The sequence below is a fragment of the Streptacidiphilus melanogenes genome (genome assembly GCF_000787835.1).
In the GTDB taxonomy this organism is placed as follows: domain Bacteria; phylum Actinomycetota; class Actinomycetes; order Streptomycetales; family Streptomycetaceae; genus Streptacidiphilus; species Streptacidiphilus melanogenes.
Genome location: NZ_BBPP01000052.1, coordinates 1 through 18,013, shown reverse-complemented (window position 1 = coordinate 18,013; position 18,013 = coordinate 1). Strand labels below are relative to the sequence as shown.

The following is an 18,013-nucleotide window of genomic DNA, read 5'->3' as shown; positions in this document are numbered from 1 at the left end:
GCTCCCGGGCTCCATGAGATCAGCCTGACCCCGCCCACCCGGGCGAACAACTCGACGGGGCCGCTCAGCCGGCCCCGGTCGGTCGCGGTTCGAGGATCTCGCTGCCGTACATCTCGCCCAGCGGGTCCGCGATCAGTTCGATGCGGGCGCCGTCGGGGTCGCGGAAGTAGAGCGAGACGTCGCTGTGCACCTCGTGGGCGACGCCCGCGTCGGCGACCCGCTGCCGCAGTCGTCGCCAGCGTTCGGGCTCCACCGAGATGGCGATGTGGTGCAGCCCGCCCAGCACCTCGGCGTAGGGGCCCACGTCCAGGCCCGGAAAGTCGAAGAAGGCGAGCAGGTTCTCGTTGCCGAGGTCGAAGAAGAAGTGCGAGGACCCCGGGTAGTCGCGGTTTTCGATCAGTTCGGTGAGGGGAAACTCCAGGAGGTCCTGGTAGAAGCGGATGGTCCGTTCCACGTCGCTGCTGATCAGCGCCGTGTGGTGGATGCCGCGCGCGGAGGAGGCGGGACGTCGCCCGAGCGGGCGCAGATGGGCGGCGCGCAGCCGCTCGCGCTCGGCGGCTCTGGCGGCGACGGTCGCGGGATCGGGGGCGTTCATGCCGCCAGTGTCCCGCCTGCGCATCCGCCGCGCCTCATGCGCGGCCGGCCTGTTCCCGGCCCGCCCGAGCGCGGCCCGCCTGTTCCCGGCCCCCGAGCGCGGGCCGCCCCGGAACGGGCCGCACGGAACAGGCCCATTTTTCGGACACGACCGGTTCACGACCGGGAGTCGAGTGGGCCCCGTCACGCTTGACGCGCTGACCAGCGCTGTCTCTAGTGGGGGCTACCTACTGATGAACTTCACCCGGCGGCTTGCCGCCCTTCCTTCCGGACGCCGCAGCAAGTGGGTGATCCTGGCCGTGTGGATCCTGCTGCTGATGGCGCTCGGCCAATTAGCCGGCAAGCTCACCGGCGCCGAGAACAACCAGACGTCGAGCTGGCTGCCCGGCAATGCGGAGTCCACGAAGGTGGTGAATCTGCAGGGACAGTTCGTCTCCACGCAGACCATGCCCACCATCGTCGTCTACTCGCGTGACAGCGGGATCACCCCCGCCGACCAGGCCAAGGCCGCGTCCGACGCGCAGACGTTCGCCAAGCTCGCCCACGTGGTCGGGCCGGAGACGCCGCCGCAGCCGTCGCAGGACGGCAAGGCGCTGTCCGTCGCCGTCGTCATCAACCTGTCCAACGGCGGCTGGACCGACATCGGTTCGCTCGTCGACTCGATGCGCGCCACGGCCAACCACGGCGATCCGGGGCTGGTCGCGCACGTCGGCGGCCCCGGCGGCTTCGGCGCCGACCAGAGCAAGGCGTTCACCGGCATCGACGGCACGCTGCTCTACGCCACCCTGGGCATCGTCATCATCCTGCTGCTGCTCACCTACCGCAGCCCGACGCTGTGGCTGCTGCCGCTGATCTCCTCCGGCCTGGCGCTGACCGTCGCCGAGGCGGTCATCTACCTGCTGGCCACCCATGCCGGACTGACCGTCAACGCACAGAGCGCGGGCATCCTGACGGTGCTGGTCATCGGCGCGGGGACGGACTACGCCCTGCTGCTGGTGGCCCGCTACCGCGAGGAGCTGCGCCGGCACGAGGACCGCCACGAGGCCATGGCGGCGGCCCTGCACCGCGCCGGTCCGGCCATCATGGCCAGCGCGGCCACCGTCGCGGTGTCCATGCTCTGCCTGACGGCCGCCCAGATGAACTCCACCCGCGGCCTCGGACCGGTCTGTGCCATCGGCGTCGCCGTGGCGCTGCTGGCGATGCTGACGCTGCTGCCGGCCCTGCTGGTGATCTTCGGGCGTTGGGTCTTCTGGCCGTCCCGGCCGCGCTTCGGCACCGCCGAGCCGACCGAGACCGGTGTGTGGGCCCGCGTCGGCGGCGCCGTCGCGCGTCGCCCGCGGTTCGTCTGGATCGGCACCACGGTGGTGCTGGGGGCGCTGGCGCTGGGCCTGTTCAGCCTCAAGGCCGACGGTCTGAGCGACACCGGCACCTTCACCAACAAGCCGGACTCGATCACGGCCCAGTCGGTGATCGACGCCCACTACCCGGCCGGGACGGGCTCGCCGCTCCAGGTGGTCTCCGACGCCTCCGGTGCGGACCAGGTCGTCACGGCGCTCAAGGGCGTCCCCGGCGTCACCGACGTCACCACGCCCCGGGTGAAGGGCGATCTCGCCTACTTCACCGGCACGTTGACCAACGCCCCGGACAGCACCGCGGCCGAGAACACCGTGGACGCGGCCCGCGCCGCCGTCCACGCGGTGCCCGGCGCGCACGCCCTGCTCGGCGGCGACACGGCGGTCAAGCTGGACGTGGCCCGGGCCTCCGACCACGACAACAAGGTGATCATCCCGCTGGTACTGGTGGTCGTGCTGCTCATCCTCGGCCTGCTGCTGCGGGCGGTGGTGGCGCCGGTCGTGCTGATCCTGACCGTGGTGCTGTCCTTCGCGGCGGCGCTCGGCGTCAGCGCGTTCGCCTTCCAGCACCTGTTCCACTTCCAGGGCGAGGACAACGCGTTCCCGTTGTTCGTCTTCGTCTTCCTGGTCGCGCTCGGCATCGACTACAACATCTTCCTGATGACGCGCGTGCGCGAGGAGTCGGCCCACCGGGGCACCCGGGCGGGTTCGCTGGCGGCCCTGGCGGCCACCGGCGGTGTGATCAGCTCCGCGGGTCTGATCCTGGCCAGCACGTTCGGGGTGCTGGGCTCGCTGCCCATCGTGAGCTTCGCCGAGATCGGCTTCGCGGTCTGCCTCGGCGTCCTGCTGGACACCTTCGTGGTCCGCTCGGTGCTGGTGACGGCGCTGGCCATGGACCTCGACCACCGGCTCTGGTGGCCCAGCTCCCTGGGCCGCGGCGCGGAGCACGAGGTGGTCGCGGCCGGCCGGGTGCCGAACCCGTCCCGGCAGCGCAGCGGGCAGCGTCGCTGACGCGGACCGTAGGGAAGTGAGGACCTGAGCACGTCTTGAACACACGGCGTGGCAGTCGCGGAATCCGCGGCTGCCGCGCCGTCATTCGCGCGCCGAGCTTCGTCGGGTCAGGCGTGCAGCCAGGAGACCGGGAAGGAGGTGCCGCTCAGGGTGCCGTCCTGGGTGAGCAGGACACCGCCGCGTTCGAGGTTGGTGGTGTTCACCGTTCCGGCGGAGGCGAACGCCTGGCCGTTGGCGGTGACGTCGGTGAACTGGACCTGGTGGAAGTCGGGGCAGGCCGGGATGCTGGCGCTGCCGATCGCCTCGACGATGACCTCGGCCGAGCTCAGCGGCGCGCTCGCCAGGGTCTTGGTGTAGGTCTTGGTCCAGCCCCGGGTGGGGTCGGCGAGGGTGAGCGTGAACGATCCGCTGCCGTTGGTCGTCACCGAGGAGGTCATGGTGTCGCCGGCCTTCACCGTCTCGGTGAAGTAGATCGAGTTCGCCGGGTACATCTCGACCCACGGGTTGTACTGCACGGCGCCCTTGCGGGTGCAGACGGCGTCGAGGCCTATCTGCTCGACGCTGCTGCTGCTCCATCCGTCGAGCCCGGACCAGAAGGATATGTCGCCCGAGGTGGCGGAGCAGTCCAGCGCCGGGACGGTCCAGTTGCCGGTGACGGTCCGGTAGGTTCCGCCGGTCACGGCGTAGCCGCCCCAGTTGGAGTCGCCGCTGGCGTGGCGGTCGATCCGGTGGGTCAGGTGCGGCACCGGCGCGGACGTCCCGGCCGCCGAGGCGGAGCCGGTGGCCGGGACGGTGAGGGTGGCGGCGAGGCCGAGCGTGAGGAGCGCGGCCGAGATGGTGCGGCGCATGGTTTCCCCTGTCAACATGCCTGTGGTTCAGGCGTTCTGGCGGTGCGACAGAGGATTCAGACTCATCCTGGCCATGTCAATGGCCAGGGGGATGGTTCATATGACTTTTCGGTTCGCCTGGCGTCAGGGCGTGGGGCCGGGGAAGTCCGCCATCGGGCAGTAGGTCGGCTGGCTCGGGTCGTACTGGTGGACGCCGATCGCAATGCCCGCCTGGGAGTTACCGGTCAGCGGGGCGTCCCCGACCAGCACCAGCGCGTGCCACCCGGTCTGTTTGGCCGTGTACAGGGTGCAGTTGTCGACCACCTTGGTGCTCTGCGTGGCGGCGGCCGTGCTCCGGCCCTGCGCGTAGGTCGACGACTGGCCCGGGGTGGCCTCCAGCAGGTACAGCGACTGCGCCGCGGTGGGCGTCGAGGCCCAGAACGACTCGCCCGCGGTCAGATAGATGTCCGAGATCGTCGCCACCTGGTTGCCGTTCAGCACCGAGAAGGCGATGTCCGGGTCGCCCGCCCCGGTGGTGCCGTGGTGCGTCGGCGCCGGGATGTTCGTGACCTTCGCGCCGTACTGGGCCTCGACCCAGTACGAGCCCGCCGTGTGCTGGACGACCTGCGGGTACCAGGTGCCGAACGGTTCCGTGCCGGAGTTGGAGTCCACCGCGACGAAGTTGGTCCTGTTCGCCCCCACGTTGCTGCCGCCCACCGAGCCGCCGCCGGCGTTCAGCAGGGTGAGCCCGTAGTTCGCCCCGGACGACGGCTGGACCGCGGCCACCGACCAGTAGTCGTACGACGTGGTGTAGTCGTACCCCTGAGCCACCGTCGAGGAGACCGCCGTCCCGCTCGGCAGCACACCCCCGGCCCAGGCGGTCCCCGAGAAGCCGAGCGCCGTCGCGGTCGCGACCGCCCCCACCGTGAGCCATCGTCCGGATCTTCTCGCGGACGGTCTTCCTGCGTGCATGAGCGTCTCCCCGGGCCGTGCGGTCGGGGCCGACCCCCGAACCTACTGCACGGGACGCTGCCAGAGCTCGACCCGGTTGCCTTCCGGATCGGTCACCCAGCCGAACCGGCCGACACCCTCCATGTCCTGCGTCTCCTCGGCGACGTCCGCCCCCTTGGCGCGCAGCTGCGCGAGCATCGCGTCCAGGTCGCGCACCCGGAAGTTGAGCATGGTCTGCTGAGAGCCTGACCCGAAGTAGTCCGTCCCGGACTCGAACGCCGCGAACACCGTCGGCCCGGCCTCCGGCCGCCACAGGCCGTTCTCGTCCGCGTCCAGACCCAGGCAGTCCCGGTACCACGCGCCGAGAGCCGCCGGGTCGGCGGCCCGCAGGAAGTAACCACCGATTCCAAGCACACGTTCCATGCCGTCATCCTGCCAGCACGGCCGCACGGTGAGCCGGTCCGCGTGCGTGTCGCAACGCGGACCGCCGCCGTCCGCCGCCGACAATGAGCCGTGGCAACGGATCCTGAGCGGGGCGGTCCGACCCCGGCGGCGGAAGGCGATCCGGCAGGCGATCCGGCGGCGCGCGGTGAGCACTGGTGGCCGGTGGCGCTGGCGGTGTTGGTGGCCGCGGCGCTGCACCTGGTCCTGCCGACCGACTACCGGGCTGCGCCGCGCTGGTTGGTGCCCTCGGCCGTGATCACGCTGCTTACGGTGCTGATCGTCGGGGACCCGGGGCGCATCGACCGGCGCCGCACCTGGCTGCGCGTGGTGACCAGCCTGCTCATCGCCGCCATCACCACAGCCAACCTCTTCGCCGCCGGGCGGCTGGTCGCCGAGATCCTCACCAACAACAAGCTGTATGCGAACAACGCGACCGGCCTGCTCGAGACCGGCGGGGTGATCTGGGCGACCAACATCATCACCTTCGGCCTCTGGTACTGGGACCTGGACCGCGGCGGTGCGGCGGCGCGGGCCCACCGGCCGTTCGCGAACCCGGCCTTCGTCTTCCCCGAGATGCAGCACGGGGGCTTCGGGCCGCCGGACTGGGTCCCCGTCTACGTGGACTACCTGTCCTTGGCCTTCTGGACCGCGACGGCGTTCAGCCCGACCGACGTGTCCGCGATCAAGCCGTGGGCCAAGCTGCTGATGATGACCCAGGCGGCCGTCTCACTGGTGGTGGTCGGCCTGGTGATCGCCCGCGCCATCAACATCCTCTCGTGACTGCTTGTCCCGTGCCGCTGGCAGGAAGTTCTCCGTGTGCGAGGCGGCTCGGCGGCGCACCATGTATACGGCACCACAGATATGGGGCACACTCGCCTCGCCCGGTCTCGTCCCTTCTCTCCTCGAACGAAGTCAGCCATGAGACTGCATCCCTCTCCCACCGCCTCCGCCTCACGCGGACTGCCGGTGCGGGCCTCCGCCGTCACCCTCGGTTTCGCGATGCTGCTGTCGGGCTGCGCCGCCGCCCTGTCCGGTCCGACCGCCCGGACGTCCGCCGCGCAACCAGCGGCGGATGCCGTCGCCGCCACCACCTGCACGAACGCGAGCCGGCTCGCCACCTGGTCGAACCAGCGGCTGGCGATGATGACGATCGCGGTCCCGGTGTCGGAGACCACGCCGTCCGCCGTCACCGCGGAGGTCACCGCAGGCGCGGGCGCGGTCCTGCTCTTCGGCAGCTCCGCCCCGTCCAACCTCGGCTCCCAGCTCACCACGCTGCGCTCGCACGTGCCGGGCCACCTCGGACTGCTCGTGATGACCGACGAGGAGGGCGGCGGGATCCAGCGCATGGCCAACCTCGTCGGATCGCTGCCCTGGCCCGCCTACATGGGCGCGCACTGGACGGCGGCGCAGATCCAGGCGAACGTCGCTGCGGTCGGCAAGAAGATGGCCGCCGCCGGCGTGAACATGGATCTCGCCCCGGTCGCCGACGTCGACGGCCGCAACGTCGCGCCCGGCGCCACCGATCCGGACGGCTGGCGCTCCTTCAGCGGGAACACGGGCGTCGCGGCCCGCGACACGGTCGCCTACATGAACGGCCTGCGCTCGGCCGGGGTCATCCCGGTGCTCAAGCACTTCCCCGGCCTCGGCGGAGCCAGCTACAACACCGACGACGGGCCCGCGCACACCCTGACGTGGGCGACCGAGAAGGCGGTGGGCCTGCCGCCCTTCACCTCGGCGATCGCCGCCGGGGCTCCGGCCGTGATGATGTCCAACGCCACGGTCCCCGGGCTGGCGACCAACCCCGGCGGCCTGTCGCCGACCCAGATCACCTACGAGCTCAAGGGCAAACTGGGCTTCCACGGCCTGGTGCTGACCGACTCGCTGACCGCCAAGGCCGTCTCCGCGGCCGGCTTCAGCGTCCCGGCGGCGGCCGTCCAGGCGCTCAACTCCGGCGCCGACCTCGTCATGTTCGGCCTCGTCTCCAACGTGAGCAGCGAGACGAACGCGATCGCGACGGCGGTCACCGGCGCCGTCGCCGGCGGCCACCTCTCCCGCGCCCGCCTCATCGACGCCGCCGGGCAGGTCCTGGCCGTCCGCCACGTCAACCTCTGCTGAACGTCCGCCCGACAGAATCGCCGTCCGTCCTGAATTCCGCTGGGGCGGACGGCGAACGCTGCCTAGGATCAGGGGTCATGGTTGATCTCTACCCTCCGACCGGTCCCTACGACAGTGGCTACCTCGACACCGGAGACGGCAACCGCATCTACTACGAACAGCTCGGCAACCCCCGGGGCAAGCCGGCCCTGAACGTCCACGGCGGCCCGGGCTCGGGCGCGCCGCAGCGCCCGACGCGCGCCTGGGATCCAGAGCGGTACCGCGTCATCCGCTTCGACCAGCGGAACTGCGGCCGCAGCACCCCGCACGCCAGCGATCCGGCGGCGGACATGAGCCTCAACACCACGCAGCACCTGATCGACGACATGGAGCGGCTGCGCGAACACCTCGGCATCGAGCGCTGGCTGCTCAACGGCGGCTCCTGGGGTTCCACGCTGGTCCTGGCCTACGCGCAGCAGCACCCCGAGCGGGTCACCGAGATGGTCATCCCGGCGGTCACGACGACCCGTCGCTCCGAGATCGACTGGCTCTACCGGGGCGCGGGTCAGTTCCATCCCGAGGCCTGGGACCGGTTCCGCGACGGCGTGCCGGAGGACGAACGGGGCGGGGACCTGCTCGCGGCCTACTCCCGGCTGATGGAGAACCCCGACCGCGCCGTCCGGGAGAAGGCGGCCGCCGACTGGCTCGCCTGGGAGGACGCGGTGATCTCGAACGAGCCCAACGGCGTCCCCGGCATGTACAGCGACCGCGAGGTCGACGCGCAGATCGCCTTCGTCCGGATCTGCGCCCACTACTTCAGCAACGGCGCGTGGCTGGACGAGGACCAACTGCTGCGCGACGCCCACAAGCTGGCCGGGATTCCGACCGTGCTGGTGCACGGGCGCCACGACATGGGCTGCCCGCCGCAGACAGCCTGGGAGCTGGCGAAGCGGTGGCCGGAGGCCACGCTCCACATCGTCGAGGACTCCGGCCACGCCGGCAGCGAGGCGCTGGGCCAGACCGTCCGGACCGCGATCGAGGAGTTCAAGGACCGCTGACCCGCCGTCTCGGGTGAAGGGCGGCGGGTGGAGAGCGGCGGGCGGCGGGTGAGGCGGCGGCGCCCGGTGGCCGGCGGGCTGGCCCGAACGTGCTGTTCTTCGCGTATGGGCGTTGCCCATCGCGGCGGCGGATCGTTCTTCGTGCATGACCAACCTCCGCCGTCGCCTCCTCTCCACCGCCGCCCTCGCCGCCGGGGCCGCCGCCGCTCTCGGCGCTGCCACACCCGCGTCGGCCGACGCGCCCGGGCCCGCGCACAACCTCCAGAACGTTTCGCCGATGAAGCTGGTCACGGGCGGCGCCCTCACCGGCGCGGGTGCGCTCACGGGCGGCATCGGCATGGCGCCGACCGCGCTGGGCATGGTCCCGGGCGCGGTCGGCGGCCTGGGCATGCTCCCCTGACCGGCTGCGCGACGTCCCCCCGATGTGCGCGGTCCGGCAGCCGATCGGCGGGTCCGTGACAACGGGTCGGTGACTACGATCCGTTGGCGTCGGGTCCGGGCGGTCGGGCCGCGCGACCGAGGGGGCGTGCGCGGGTGGAGTTGGAGCTGCGGCATCTGCGGGCGCTGTGCGCGATCGCGGACGCGGGGAGCGTCAGCCGCGCCGCCGCCGGGCTCGGCTACTCGCAGCCTGCCATGAGCACCCAGCTGCGCCGGATCGAGCGGCACTTCGGGGAGGCGCTGTTCCAGCGGAACCACCGGGGCGTGGAACTGACCCCCTACGGCGCGGAGGTGCTGCGCCGCGCGCGGGACGTGCTGGCGCGGATGGACGCGATCGCCGGCCGTCCGGCCGGAGAGGCGGCCCCGGCCGCCGACGCGCGGCGCACCCTGCGGCTGGCGTCCACCAACTCGCCCGTGCTGCCCGGCCTGGTGTCCCGACTGCGCAGCCGTGAGCCGGAGTTGACGCTACAGGTGAGCAGCGTATACGCCTCCTCCGACATCGTCGGGCTGCTGGAGCGGGACGAACTCGACGCCGCCGTCGCCGCCGACTACCCGGGTCTGGACCTGCGCCACTCCGAGGCGGTCCGGCACCGCGGCATCGTGACCGAGCCGTCGTTCGTGGCGCTGCCCGCCTGTCACCGGCTGCGGCACCGGTCCGAGGTCGAGCTGGCCGAACTCGCCGAGGACGCCTGGTTCGTGACGCCCGACGACGGTGCGGGCTGGCCTGGGGTGTTCCACGCCGCCTGCGCCCGGGCCGGGTTCGCCCCCGCGGCGGTGCACGAATTCCTGGGCGACCAGCTCCAGTTGCAGCACATGATCGCCGACGGCCTGGGCGTCTCGGTGGTGCAGGCGACGCTGCGGCCGATCTCGGGCGTCGTGGTCAGACCGCTGGCGGGCACTCCGCTGTGGTGCCGCTATCTGCTCGTCTGGCGGCGTGAAGGGGTGCCGGACGAGCTCGCCGAGACGCTCCACGGCGCCGCCACCGCGTCCTACCGGGAGCTGATCGCGCAGGCGGCGCACTTCCAGAGCTGGGCCCTGCGGGGCTGACCGCCGGGGGCTGACTGGCTCCGGGCTGACTGCTCGGGGCTCGGCGTTATGTCCGTTCACCGACATATGCTATGTCACACCTTATTGTGGACCTGCGGGCGGCGGTGAGACGGTGCCACACACGCCTCAGCTCCCCCTGCGAGGCGCATCCGTGCACGGTCCGCAAAGGAGTGACGATGCGTCACCGATCTCCCCTGTCCGGAAGACTGGCCGTCGCCCTGGCGACGGCCACGGCCTGCGTCGGGCTGCTCGCGGCGCCCAGCCTTGCCGCGCCCACCGCGGACCCCGGCCCCGCATCCGCCGGTGACGCCCACCCCGCTGACGCACACCCCGCTGACGCCCAGGCCCTCGCGCGCACGGCCGGCCCGCTGCCGCCGACCGGTGCGCGCACCGGCGGGACCGCCGACCAGGCGGCGGTGCAGACCGGGCGCCTGACCGCGGCCCAGCTTCCGCCGCGTACCCAGCCGTCCTCGCCGACCCTGCCGACCTCGCCGCGGCCGGGCGCGCCGGCCCGTCCCGCGACGGCGTCCTGCACGCCCGCCGACTTCGGCAGCCGCAGCGGCGCCGCCCTGGTCTCCTTCGTCGAGTCCGCGACGACCGACTGCGTCGACACCCTCTTCGGCGCCACCGGCCCCGAGGCCGGCGCGGTGTTCCGTGAGAGCCGGATGACGTCCATAGCCGACGCCTTCACGGCGGCCGCGCACGCGTACACCGGCGACGACTCGACCGGCATCTGGCAGCTGGTCCTCTTCCTCCGCGCCGGCTACTACGTGCAGTTCAACGACAGCGCCGACGTGGGCGCCTACGACTCCGCGCTCACCTCGGCGGTCGCCGGGGGCATCGACGCCTTCGTCGCCTCACCGCACTTCGGCGACGTCAGCGACGCCAATGGCGAGGTCGCCGGGGACGTCGTGGTCCTCACCGACAGCGCCGACCTCCAGGCCCGCTACCTCCCCCTGTACCAGCGGGTGCTGGACGGCTACAGCGCCGCCTACGACTCCTCCTGGTACATGGTGAACTTCGTCAACGACGTCTTCACCCCGCTCTACCGGGGCCACCAGTTCCCGGACTTCGTCGCCGCGGTCACCGCCGACCCGTCGGTGGTCCGCACCCTCGACGCGTTCGCCCTGCACCACACCGGCCTGCTCGGCACGGCGAACGCGTTCCTCGACGCCAACGCCGGTGTGGAGACCGCGCGGTTCGTCGAGCACCCGGCGTTGCGGAGCACGGTACGACCGCTGGTCAAGGGCCTGCTCGACGCCTCCTCGATCACCGGCCGGACCGCACCGCTCTGGGTGGGCGTGGCCGGTCTCGCCGCGGGAGAGGACCAGTCCGACTGCGGCTACTACGGCGTGTGCGACCTGCCGCAGCGGCTGACCAAGGCGGCCCTGCCGATCAACCACACCTGCGACGCCGCGCACACGGTCCAGGCCCAGGCACTCACCCCGGCCGACCTCGCCGCCGTCTGCGCCAGCCTGCGCGGCCAGGACCCGTTCGTCCAGAAGCTGGTGGGACGGACCCGGCCGCTGCCCCACCAGTACGAGAACACGGTGAGGTTCGTGGTGTTCGCGAGCCCGGCGGACTACCAGACCTACGCGGGCGCGATCTTCGGGGTCGACACCGACAACGGCGGCATCACCCTGACCGGCGACCCGGCCGACCCGAAGAACCAGCCGATGTCGATCGTCTACCAGCAGCCGAAGGACGACGGCTTCACCGCCCGGGTCTGGAACCTCAACCACGAGTTCACCCACGACCTCGACGGCCGCTACGACATGCTGGGCGACTTCACCGCCGAGACGACCGTGCCGGACGTCTGGTGGATCGAGGGCGTGGCCGAGTACGTCTCCTACACCTACCGCGGCGTCACCGACACCGAGGCGGTCGCCGAGGCGGCCAAGCACACCTACGCGCTGAGCACGCTGTTCCAGAACACCTACGAGAACAGCGACGTGACCCGCACCTACCCGTGGGGCTACCTGGCCGTCCGGTACATGGTCGAGAAGCACCCCGCGATCGTCCAGCAGATGCTGGCCCGCTTCCGGGTCGGCGACTACAAGGGCGGCTACGCGGTCTACGACGGCCTCGGCACCCGCTACGACGCCGACTTCGCCCGCTGGCTCGACGCCTGCGCGACCGGCGCCTGCGTCGGCGCGGGCGCGCCGACGGCCGCGTTCCGGGCGACCACCGGCGGCCTGACGCTGCGCCTGACCAACCGGTCCGGCGACGTCGGAAAAGCCAGGATCACCTCGTTCGCCTGGGACTTCGGCGACGGCACCCACTCCACCGCCGCCTCGCCGACCAAGAGGTACGCCAAGCCGGGCAGCTACCTGGTCACCCTCACCGTGACCGACGGCAACGGCCGCACCGCGACCACCTCCCAGCAGATCACGGTCAAACGGGGCTGATCCCGAAGCCCCGGCGCGGGAGGACGAGCCCCCCGCGCCGGGGCGGCCCGGGGCGGGGTGGGTCAGCTGTTGCTCAGCTTCTCGGCCTGGTACATCCCGCAGGCCGCGGCCTGGAGGCAGTCGGCGGCGACCCAGTAGCCGGCCGGGACCGGGGAGTTGCCGGGTGGAGGCGCGGCGGTGCGCAGCCAACATCGACCGGGCGCGGACAAACGATCGCGAAAAATTCCGGCCGCCGGCCGGCCGCGCCTGCCGCCTCAGCCCGCCGGGCCGGACGGTCACGGACTGGCGCCACGGCCAGGGGCCCCAGGTGAGGGTGGCCGCCATCGTGGCGGCGCCCGGCCCGTTTCTGCTCTCTTCGGTCGTACTCCGTCCTATTCGCACCGTACTTTGACATATCTGCCGCCCGGTATGAATCAGGTTGTGATCAGCCACCCTGTGCCAGGGTGGTTTGAAGTTGCTGTGGACGCCATGAGAGCTTCTGACCTGTGACGGAACTATGGACACCCTCGTGGTCACGTCGGCGCTTCCTGGGCGGCGCGGCGGTTCTCGCTTCCCTGGGCTCGTTCGCGACGGCGTGCGGCAGCACCGGGGGCCGCTCCTCCTCGGACGCCGCGGGAACGGGTCCGTCGCCGACTCCCTCGGCGAGTTCGTCCACCCCGGCGAGCGGGGTGGACGCCGAACTGATAGCCCGGCGCTACCCGGGGCTGAAGCCCTTCGCCCCGCCGCCGCCCCCGCCCTCGGTCAAGCCGGTCACGCTGAACGCCGCGCACCCGCTCGTCTTCTCGCGGGTCCCGATCACCGAGAAGGTCGTCTTCGTCACCATCGACGACGGGGTGGAGAAGGACCCGGCGTTCGTCCAGATGGTCAAGGACTTCAAGATCCCGCTGACGCTGAGCCTTGCGGACACCCTGATCAGGGACGACTACCGCTACTTCGCCGAGCTGTACGCGACCGGGTACGTGTCGATCCAGAACCACACGCTGACCCACCCGCTGGCCATGCCGCGGATGTCCGCCGCGCGCCAGCTGGAGGAGATAGCCGGGCAGCAGGAGAAGCTCAAGCGGGAGTACGGCACGACGCCGTACATCTTCCGGCCGCCGGGCGGCAACTACAACGCCACGACCGTCACGGCGGTCAAGGAGGCCGGACTGCGGGGCATGATGCTGTGGAAGGAGTCGATGGAGATCCACGACATGCAGTACCAGACCGCCGCGCACCGGCTCCGGCCCGGCGACATCATCCTCTGCCACTTCCGCGGTCCGGCGCAGCTGAAGGGCGAGACCATGGTGCAGATGATGGCGAACCTGTACCGGCACATCCAGGCCCAGGGCTTCACCGTCGCGGACATCACCCACTACGCGTGACGCGGCGCCGAACCGGCCGGGGCACGGTGGCCCCGGCGCGGGCTCACTGGACGGGCGCGAAGGTCAGCGGGTTGTTGGGGAGGCCCCGCATGGCCCCGACCATGGCCTCGTGCCAGACCGGACCGGCGGTGAGGTAGCCGTAGGCGGGGTCGTAGCTCCTGCCGCCGATGTCCGTGCCGTTGAGGGAGTTCAACGGGTGGTTCGGGTCGGTGACCACGGTGGCGTCGGAGAGCTCGGCGGTGTAGCCGGCGAACCAGGCCTGCGCCTCGCTGTCCGTCGTACCGGTCTTGCCCGCGTCCGAGTACGGGAGCCCGATGGTGGCGCCGGTGCCCTGGTCCGAGACGACCGAGTTGAGGAGCGTGTTGACCTGCTGGGCCACGGTCGGCGGGAGCACCTGCCGGCAGTCGCCCGACGGCACCGCCAGGCTCCTGCCCTGCGCGTTGGTGACGGACGTGAGGGCGGTCGGGGCGCAGTAGGTGCCGTTCGCCGCGAAGGCCGCGTAGGCGTCGGCGATCTGCAGCGGGGCCAGGTCGTTGACGCCGAGGGTCAGCGACTGCGCCTGGGCGATCGGCTCCAGGGCGGTCCCGGACGGGTTGAGCATGCCCTGGTTGCCGAGGCCGAGCTGCTGGGCCATGTGCACGACGTTGCAGAGACCGGCCTGGGCCTCCAGCGGGACGAAGTAGGTGTTCACCGACTTGGCCATGGCGGTCACCATGTCGATCTTGCCGTACGGCTTGGGGGTGTCGTTCCGGTCGCCGCTGACGGCCGGGTGGACCACGCCGTTGCAGTCGGTCATCGCCGGGTAGTCCGCCACGGCGGGGGAGTCGATCTGGTAGGTGAGCGGGTAGCCCTCGGACAGGGCGGTGGCCGCAGTGATCGCCTTGAAGACCGAGCCGGTCTGGAAGCCCTCGCCGCCGCCGTGCAGCGCGTCGACGTTGTAGTTGATCTCGGTCTGGTTCTCGCCGGGGCCGAAGGGGCGGCTCTGCGCCATCGCCAGGATCTGCCCGGTGCCGGGCTGCACCATGCTGGAGACCGCGACGGCCTTGTCGCTCGCGTAGATGTTGTCGTGCATGGCCTGCTCCTCCGCGGACTGGTCCTGCGGGTTGAGCGTGGTGTTGATCCGCAGTCCGCCCTGGTCGAACAGAGCCTGCCGGGCCTGCGGCGTCGCGCCGAAGACCGGGTCGTCCAGCAGCACGTGCTCCACGTAGTTGCAGAAGAACTCGTCGCCGGGCTTGGCCGCGATGCAGCCGGTCTTCGGGACGGTGACCTTGAGTCCGAGCCCGCTCGCCTTGGCCTGGGCGTCCTGCGCCTTGCTGATGGTGCCGTAGGTGGCCATCGCGTCCAGCACCTCGTTGCGGCGGGTGAGCGCCGCCGCCGGGTCGTGCACCGGGTCGTAGGCGGAGGGCGACTGGACCAGGCCCGCCAGCATGGCGGCCTGGGGCAGGGTCAGCTGGGCGGCGTGCTCGCTGAAGTAGAGCTCGGAAGCGGCCTCGACGCCGTACGCGCCGCCGCCGAAGTAGGTGATGTTCAGGTAGTTGTCGAGGATCTGCTGCTTGCTGAGCTTCTGCTCCAGCTCGATCGCGTACTTCAGCTCCTGGATCTTGCGCCCGAGGGTCTGCCGGGTCGCCTCGGCGACGGCGGCCGCGCTGTCGCCGGCTTCCTCGACGAAGACGTTCTTGACGTACTGCTGGGTCAGCGTCGAACCGCCCTGGGAGACGCCGCCGCTGGCGCCGTCCCTGAGCAGCGCGCGGAGCGTGCCCTGGAGGTCGATGGCGCCGTGCTGGTAGAAGCGGTGGTCCTCGATGTCCACGAGTGCGCTCTGCATCACCGGCGCGACCTTGCTCAGCGGCACGACCGTCCGGTCCCGTGAGTAGACGGTGGCGATCACGCCGCCGTCGGCGTCGTAGATCTTCGAGGCCTGCGAGAGCGTCGGCACGACGAGATCGCCGGGGAGGCTGTTGAAGCTGTCGGCGGCGCCCTTGGCGCCGAGGCCCAGACCGCCGACGGCCGGGAGTGCGAGGCCGGCGACGACCACGCCCGCCAGTGCGCTGACGCCGACCAGCCGGGCGGCGAGGAGGAGTGTGCGCCCGACACGTCGGGGCGAGTGCTGCTGGGATATGCCTGGGTTATCGGAACGCGTCGGTGCCACGGCCCAACCCTAAGCACCAAGATCGCTGAAACGGTTCGTGCAGCGTCACAACTGTGCGACAACCCGCTGTGCGTCGGCTGTTCACCGCCCGTCAAGGCGGTCCGCCGAAGGGGTGATCTGAGCCTGACATGCCGTCATCCGCCGGTGGGGCCGGCGGGTGCGCGGGGTCCGGGGACGTACGATGCTGCCGCGGAAATCAGTGCAATTAAGGATATATCGGACCAGGTCCGCCTTCCAGAATCGACGGTGTGCATGAATCCCGTGAAACCGATGTTCCGTAGGGGCCGGCTGCGGCCCTGGGCCGCCGCCTGCGTCGCGCTCGTGACCGCGGCGAGCGTGGCGGCCACCGCACCGACTGCGCTGGCGACCGCGTCCGCGCGCGCGAACGACCACGCCTTCCCCATCCCGCCCGCCGTCGAGGCGATCATGCACAAGCCGGGATACGAGCACGCGCAGTGGGGTCTGTACGAGGTCGACCCCTCGGACGGCACGGTGATCCACTCCCAGTTCGCGCGCCAGTCCTTCGTCCCAGGCTCGGACACCAAGCTCGTCACCATCTCGGCGGCCTGGCACAGCCTCGGCCCGGACCACCGGTTCACCACACCCGTCTATGCGACCGGCACGCGCCGCGGCTCCACGCTGCAGGGGAACCTGGCGCTGGTGGCCCAGGGCGACCTGACGATGGGCGGCCGCACCAAGCCGGACGGCTCGGTCGACTACACCAATGTGGACCACACGTCCGCCAACGACCTGCCCGGGGCCACCCTCACCCCGGAGAACCCGCTCGCGGGCCTGAACCGGATCGCCCGGCAGGTGCGCGCGTCCGGCATCACCCGCGTCGACGGGAACGTGGTCATCGACCCCAGGATCTTCACGCCCCCGGCCCTGGACCCGCAGCCCACCCCGCTGATCATCAACGACAACCTGATCGACCTGCTCACCACCCCGACCACCCCCGGACACACGGCCAAGCTGTTCTGGCGCCCGCAGGTCGCGCCGTACCGCGTCGTGTCCCACGTGAAGACGGTCCCGGCCGGGGGCACGACGAACATCACCGTCAGCGCCTCCCGTGACGGCACCCGGATCACCCTGTCCGGCACCATCGCGGCCGGGAGCGAGCCCCAGCTGCGGACCTCCGACATCAAGGACCCCAACGCCTTCGGCCGCACCGCGTTGATCGAGGCGCTCGGCCGCGCGGGCGTCACCGTCACCGCGAGGCCGACCGGCCCCAACCCGCAGCGCACGCTGCCCGCGTCCTACGCCGGCGACCCGCGGGTGGCCGCCTTCGTCTCCCCGCCCTACCGGCAGTACGCCAAGCTCATCCTGAAGGTCAGTCACAACCTGGGCGCCAACCTGGCCCTGTGCAACATGGCCGTGCTGGCGGGCAGCAAGGACTGCATCGGCGCCGGATTCGCGGTCGAGCACGACTTCCTGACCAAGGTCGCGCACGTCGACCCGACCCAGTTCGCGTTCGACGACGGGCGCGGCGGCGACGCGACGGAGAAGGCCACCCCGGTCGGCCTCGCCGAGATCCTCGGTTACTGGCTGCACACCCCCGACGCGACCGCGTTCCGGTACTCCCTGCCCATCCTGGGGGTCAACGGCTCGAACGCGATCTCCTGCCCGGGCTGCCCGGCCAAGGGCAAGGTCTTCGCCAAGCCCGGCACCGTCATCGGCATCGACGACCTGAACGGGCGGCCCGTGGTGGCCGACCAGAGCCAGGCGGGCTACCTGCTGACCAACGACGGCCACCTGGTCATCTTCGTGGTGCTCGTCAACTCCGCGACCGCCCCCGACCTCCAGGGCGTGATCCGGATCTTCGACGACACCAACCAGATCTCCGCCCTGCTGCAGGAGGAGGCCTCGGCGCACCTCTGACAGAGGCGCACGGCCCCGGGTACGAGGAGAGCACCGCCGGTCGCGACCGGCGGTGCTCTGCGCTGTCAGCGCGTCAGCGCGCCCGGTGGCCGAAGCCCACCACGGCGTGCGCGGGCCCCAGACCCCCGGTGTAGTCCGGGCCGTCCTGGACGGCCCGCGCGATGCCGATCGCCGTGCCGACGGCGAGCACCGCCAGGGCGATGATCGCGGTAGGGCGACGCATCTTCGCGAAGTACTTCATGATCCCCCCTGCTGAGCTGTGTCCCCAGCAGTGTCCCCGCAGGACCGGGCGGAGGAAACCGCTCCGCCCGCGCCGCCGCGCGGCGGCGCGGGCGGCCGTCAGCCCTGGCGCGGACCGCGCTGACGCGGCGGGTTGCGCCGCTCGCGCTGCTCCGGAC

Annotated in this window: 16 protein-coding genes; 9 read left to right on the top strand and 7 right to left on the bottom strand. The window is 71.4% G+C overall.

Annotated features, from left to right (window positions below):
• Positions 1-64: 64 nt before the first annotated feature.
• On the bottom strand, positions 65-595 hold the full coding sequence (locus TR49_RS34595; protein ID WP_042389130.1) for a VOC family protein: 531 nt from the start codon (positions 593-595) through the stop codon (positions 65-67).
• Between the two features lie 232 nt (positions 596-827).
• Between TR49_RS34595 and TR49_RS34590 the strand changes: the two genes are divergently transcribed.
• Positions 828-2,957 carry an MMPL family transporter gene (locus TR49_RS34590; RefSeq protein ID WP_042389128.1) on the top strand — a complete coding sequence of 710 codons (2,130 nt, stop codon included), beginning with the start codon at positions 828-830 and terminating at the stop codon, positions 2,955-2,957.
• A 107-nt stretch (positions 2,958-3,064) separates the two neighbouring features.
• On the opposite strand, the gene TR49_RS34585 is transcribed toward TR49_RS34590, so the two are convergent.
• The 3 genes from TR49_RS34585 to TR49_RS34575 form a co-directional block, all read right to left on the bottom strand.
• Positions 3,065-3,805 carry a G1 family glutamic endopeptidase gene (locus tag TR49_RS34585; RefSeq protein ID WP_052434903.1) on the bottom strand — a complete coding sequence of 247 codons (741 nt, stop codon included), beginning with the start codon at positions 3,803-3,805 and terminating at the stop codon, positions 3,065-3,067.
• Between the two features lie 123 nt (positions 3,806-3,928).
• Entirely contained in the window at positions 3,929-4,708 is a 780-nt protein-coding gene (locus TR49_RS34580) for a hypothetical protein (RefSeq protein WP_042389126.1), read from the bottom strand.
• 90 nt (positions 4,709-4,798) lie between these two features.
• A complete protein-coding gene (locus TR49_RS34575; RefSeq protein WP_042389202.1) occupies positions 4,799-5,158 on the bottom strand; it encodes a VOC family protein in 360 nt (119 codons plus the stop codon).
• Positions 5,159-5,248: 90 nt separating this feature from the next.
• Here TR49_RS34575 and TR49_RS34570 point away from each other — a divergent pair, with 90 nt between their 5' ends.
• The 6 genes from TR49_RS34570 (at position 5,249) to TR49_RS34545 (ending at position 12,224) form a co-directional block, all read left to right on the top strand.
• On the top strand, positions 5,249-5,959 hold the full coding sequence (locus TR49_RS34570; RefSeq protein WP_063770249.1) for a hypothetical protein: 711 nt from the start codon (positions 5,249-5,251) through the stop codon (positions 5,957-5,959).
• 138 nt (positions 5,960-6,097) lie between these two features.
• Positions 6,098-7,294 carry a glycoside hydrolase family 3 N-terminal domain-containing protein gene (locus TR49_RS34565; RefSeq protein ID WP_042389124.1) on the top strand — a complete coding sequence of 399 codons (1,197 nt, stop codon included), beginning with the start codon at positions 6,098-6,100 and terminating at the stop codon, positions 7,292-7,294.
• Positions 7,295-7,371: 77 nt separating this feature from the next.
• Entirely contained in the window at positions 7,372-8,331 is a 960-nt protein-coding gene (gene pip, locus TR49_RS34560; protein WP_042389121.1) for a prolyl aminopeptidase, read from the top strand.
• 145 nt (positions 8,332-8,476) lie between these two features.
• Positions 8,477-8,731: a hypothetical protein gene (locus TR49_RS34555; RefSeq protein ID WP_042389118.1), complete on the top strand. Its 255-nt coding sequence runs from the start codon at positions 8,477-8,479 to the stop codon at positions 8,729-8,731.
• 134 nt (positions 8,732-8,865) lie between these two features.
• The gene (locus tag TR49_RS34550; RefSeq protein ID WP_042389115.1) at positions 8,866-9,816 is read left to right on the top strand and encodes a LysR family transcriptional regulator; all 951 of its coding nucleotides are present in this window, start codon (positions 8,866-8,868) and stop codon (positions 9,814-9,816) included.
• Between the two features lie 176 nt (positions 9,817-9,992).
• A complete protein-coding gene (locus tag TR49_RS34545; RefSeq protein ID WP_063770248.1) occupies positions 9,993-12,224 on the top strand; it encodes a collagenase in 2,232 nt (743 codons plus the stop codon).
• A gap of 62 nt (positions 12,225-12,286) precedes the next feature.
• Here TR49_RS34545 and TR49_RS44225 read toward each other — a convergent pair whose 3' ends face one another.
• Positions 12,287-12,433, bottom strand: coding sequence for a hypothetical protein (locus tag TR49_RS44225; RefSeq protein WP_160311689.1), 147 nt, complete (start codon positions 12,431-12,433; stop codon positions 12,287-12,289).
• 459 nt (positions 12,434-12,892) lie between these two features.
• On the opposite strand from TR49_RS44225, the gene TR49_RS34540 reads away from it, so the two are divergent.
• Entirely contained in the window at positions 12,893-13,588 is a 696-nt protein-coding gene (locus TR49_RS34540) for a polysaccharide deacetylase family protein (protein ID WP_236653657.1), read from the top strand.
• A gap of 43 nt (positions 13,589-13,631) precedes the next feature.
• Here TR49_RS34540 and TR49_RS34535 read toward each other — a convergent pair whose 3' ends face one another.
• Positions 13,632-15,737, bottom strand: a complete 2,106-nt coding sequence (locus TR49_RS34535) for a transglycosylase domain-containing protein (protein ID WP_084725725.1) — start codon at positions 15,735-15,737, stop codon at positions 13,632-13,634.
• 270 nt (positions 15,738-16,007) lie between these two features.
• On the opposite strand from TR49_RS34535, the gene dacB reads away from it, so the two are divergent.
• Complete coding sequence (gene dacB, locus TR49_RS34530) at positions 16,008-17,615, top strand: D-alanyl-D-alanine carboxypeptidase/D-alanyl-D-alanine endopeptidase (protein ID WP_052434900.1); 1,608 nt, start codon at positions 16,008-16,010, stop codon at positions 17,613-17,615.
• 73 nt (positions 17,616-17,688) lie between these two features.
• Here the strand turns inward: dacB and TR49_RS44220 are convergent, their stop codons facing one another.
• Positions 17,689-17,856 carry a hypothetical protein gene (locus tag TR49_RS44220; RefSeq protein ID WP_160311688.1) on the bottom strand — a complete coding sequence of 56 codons (168 nt, stop codon included), beginning with the start codon at positions 17,854-17,856 and terminating at the stop codon, positions 17,689-17,691.
• Positions 17,857-18,013 lie beyond the last annotated feature (157 nt).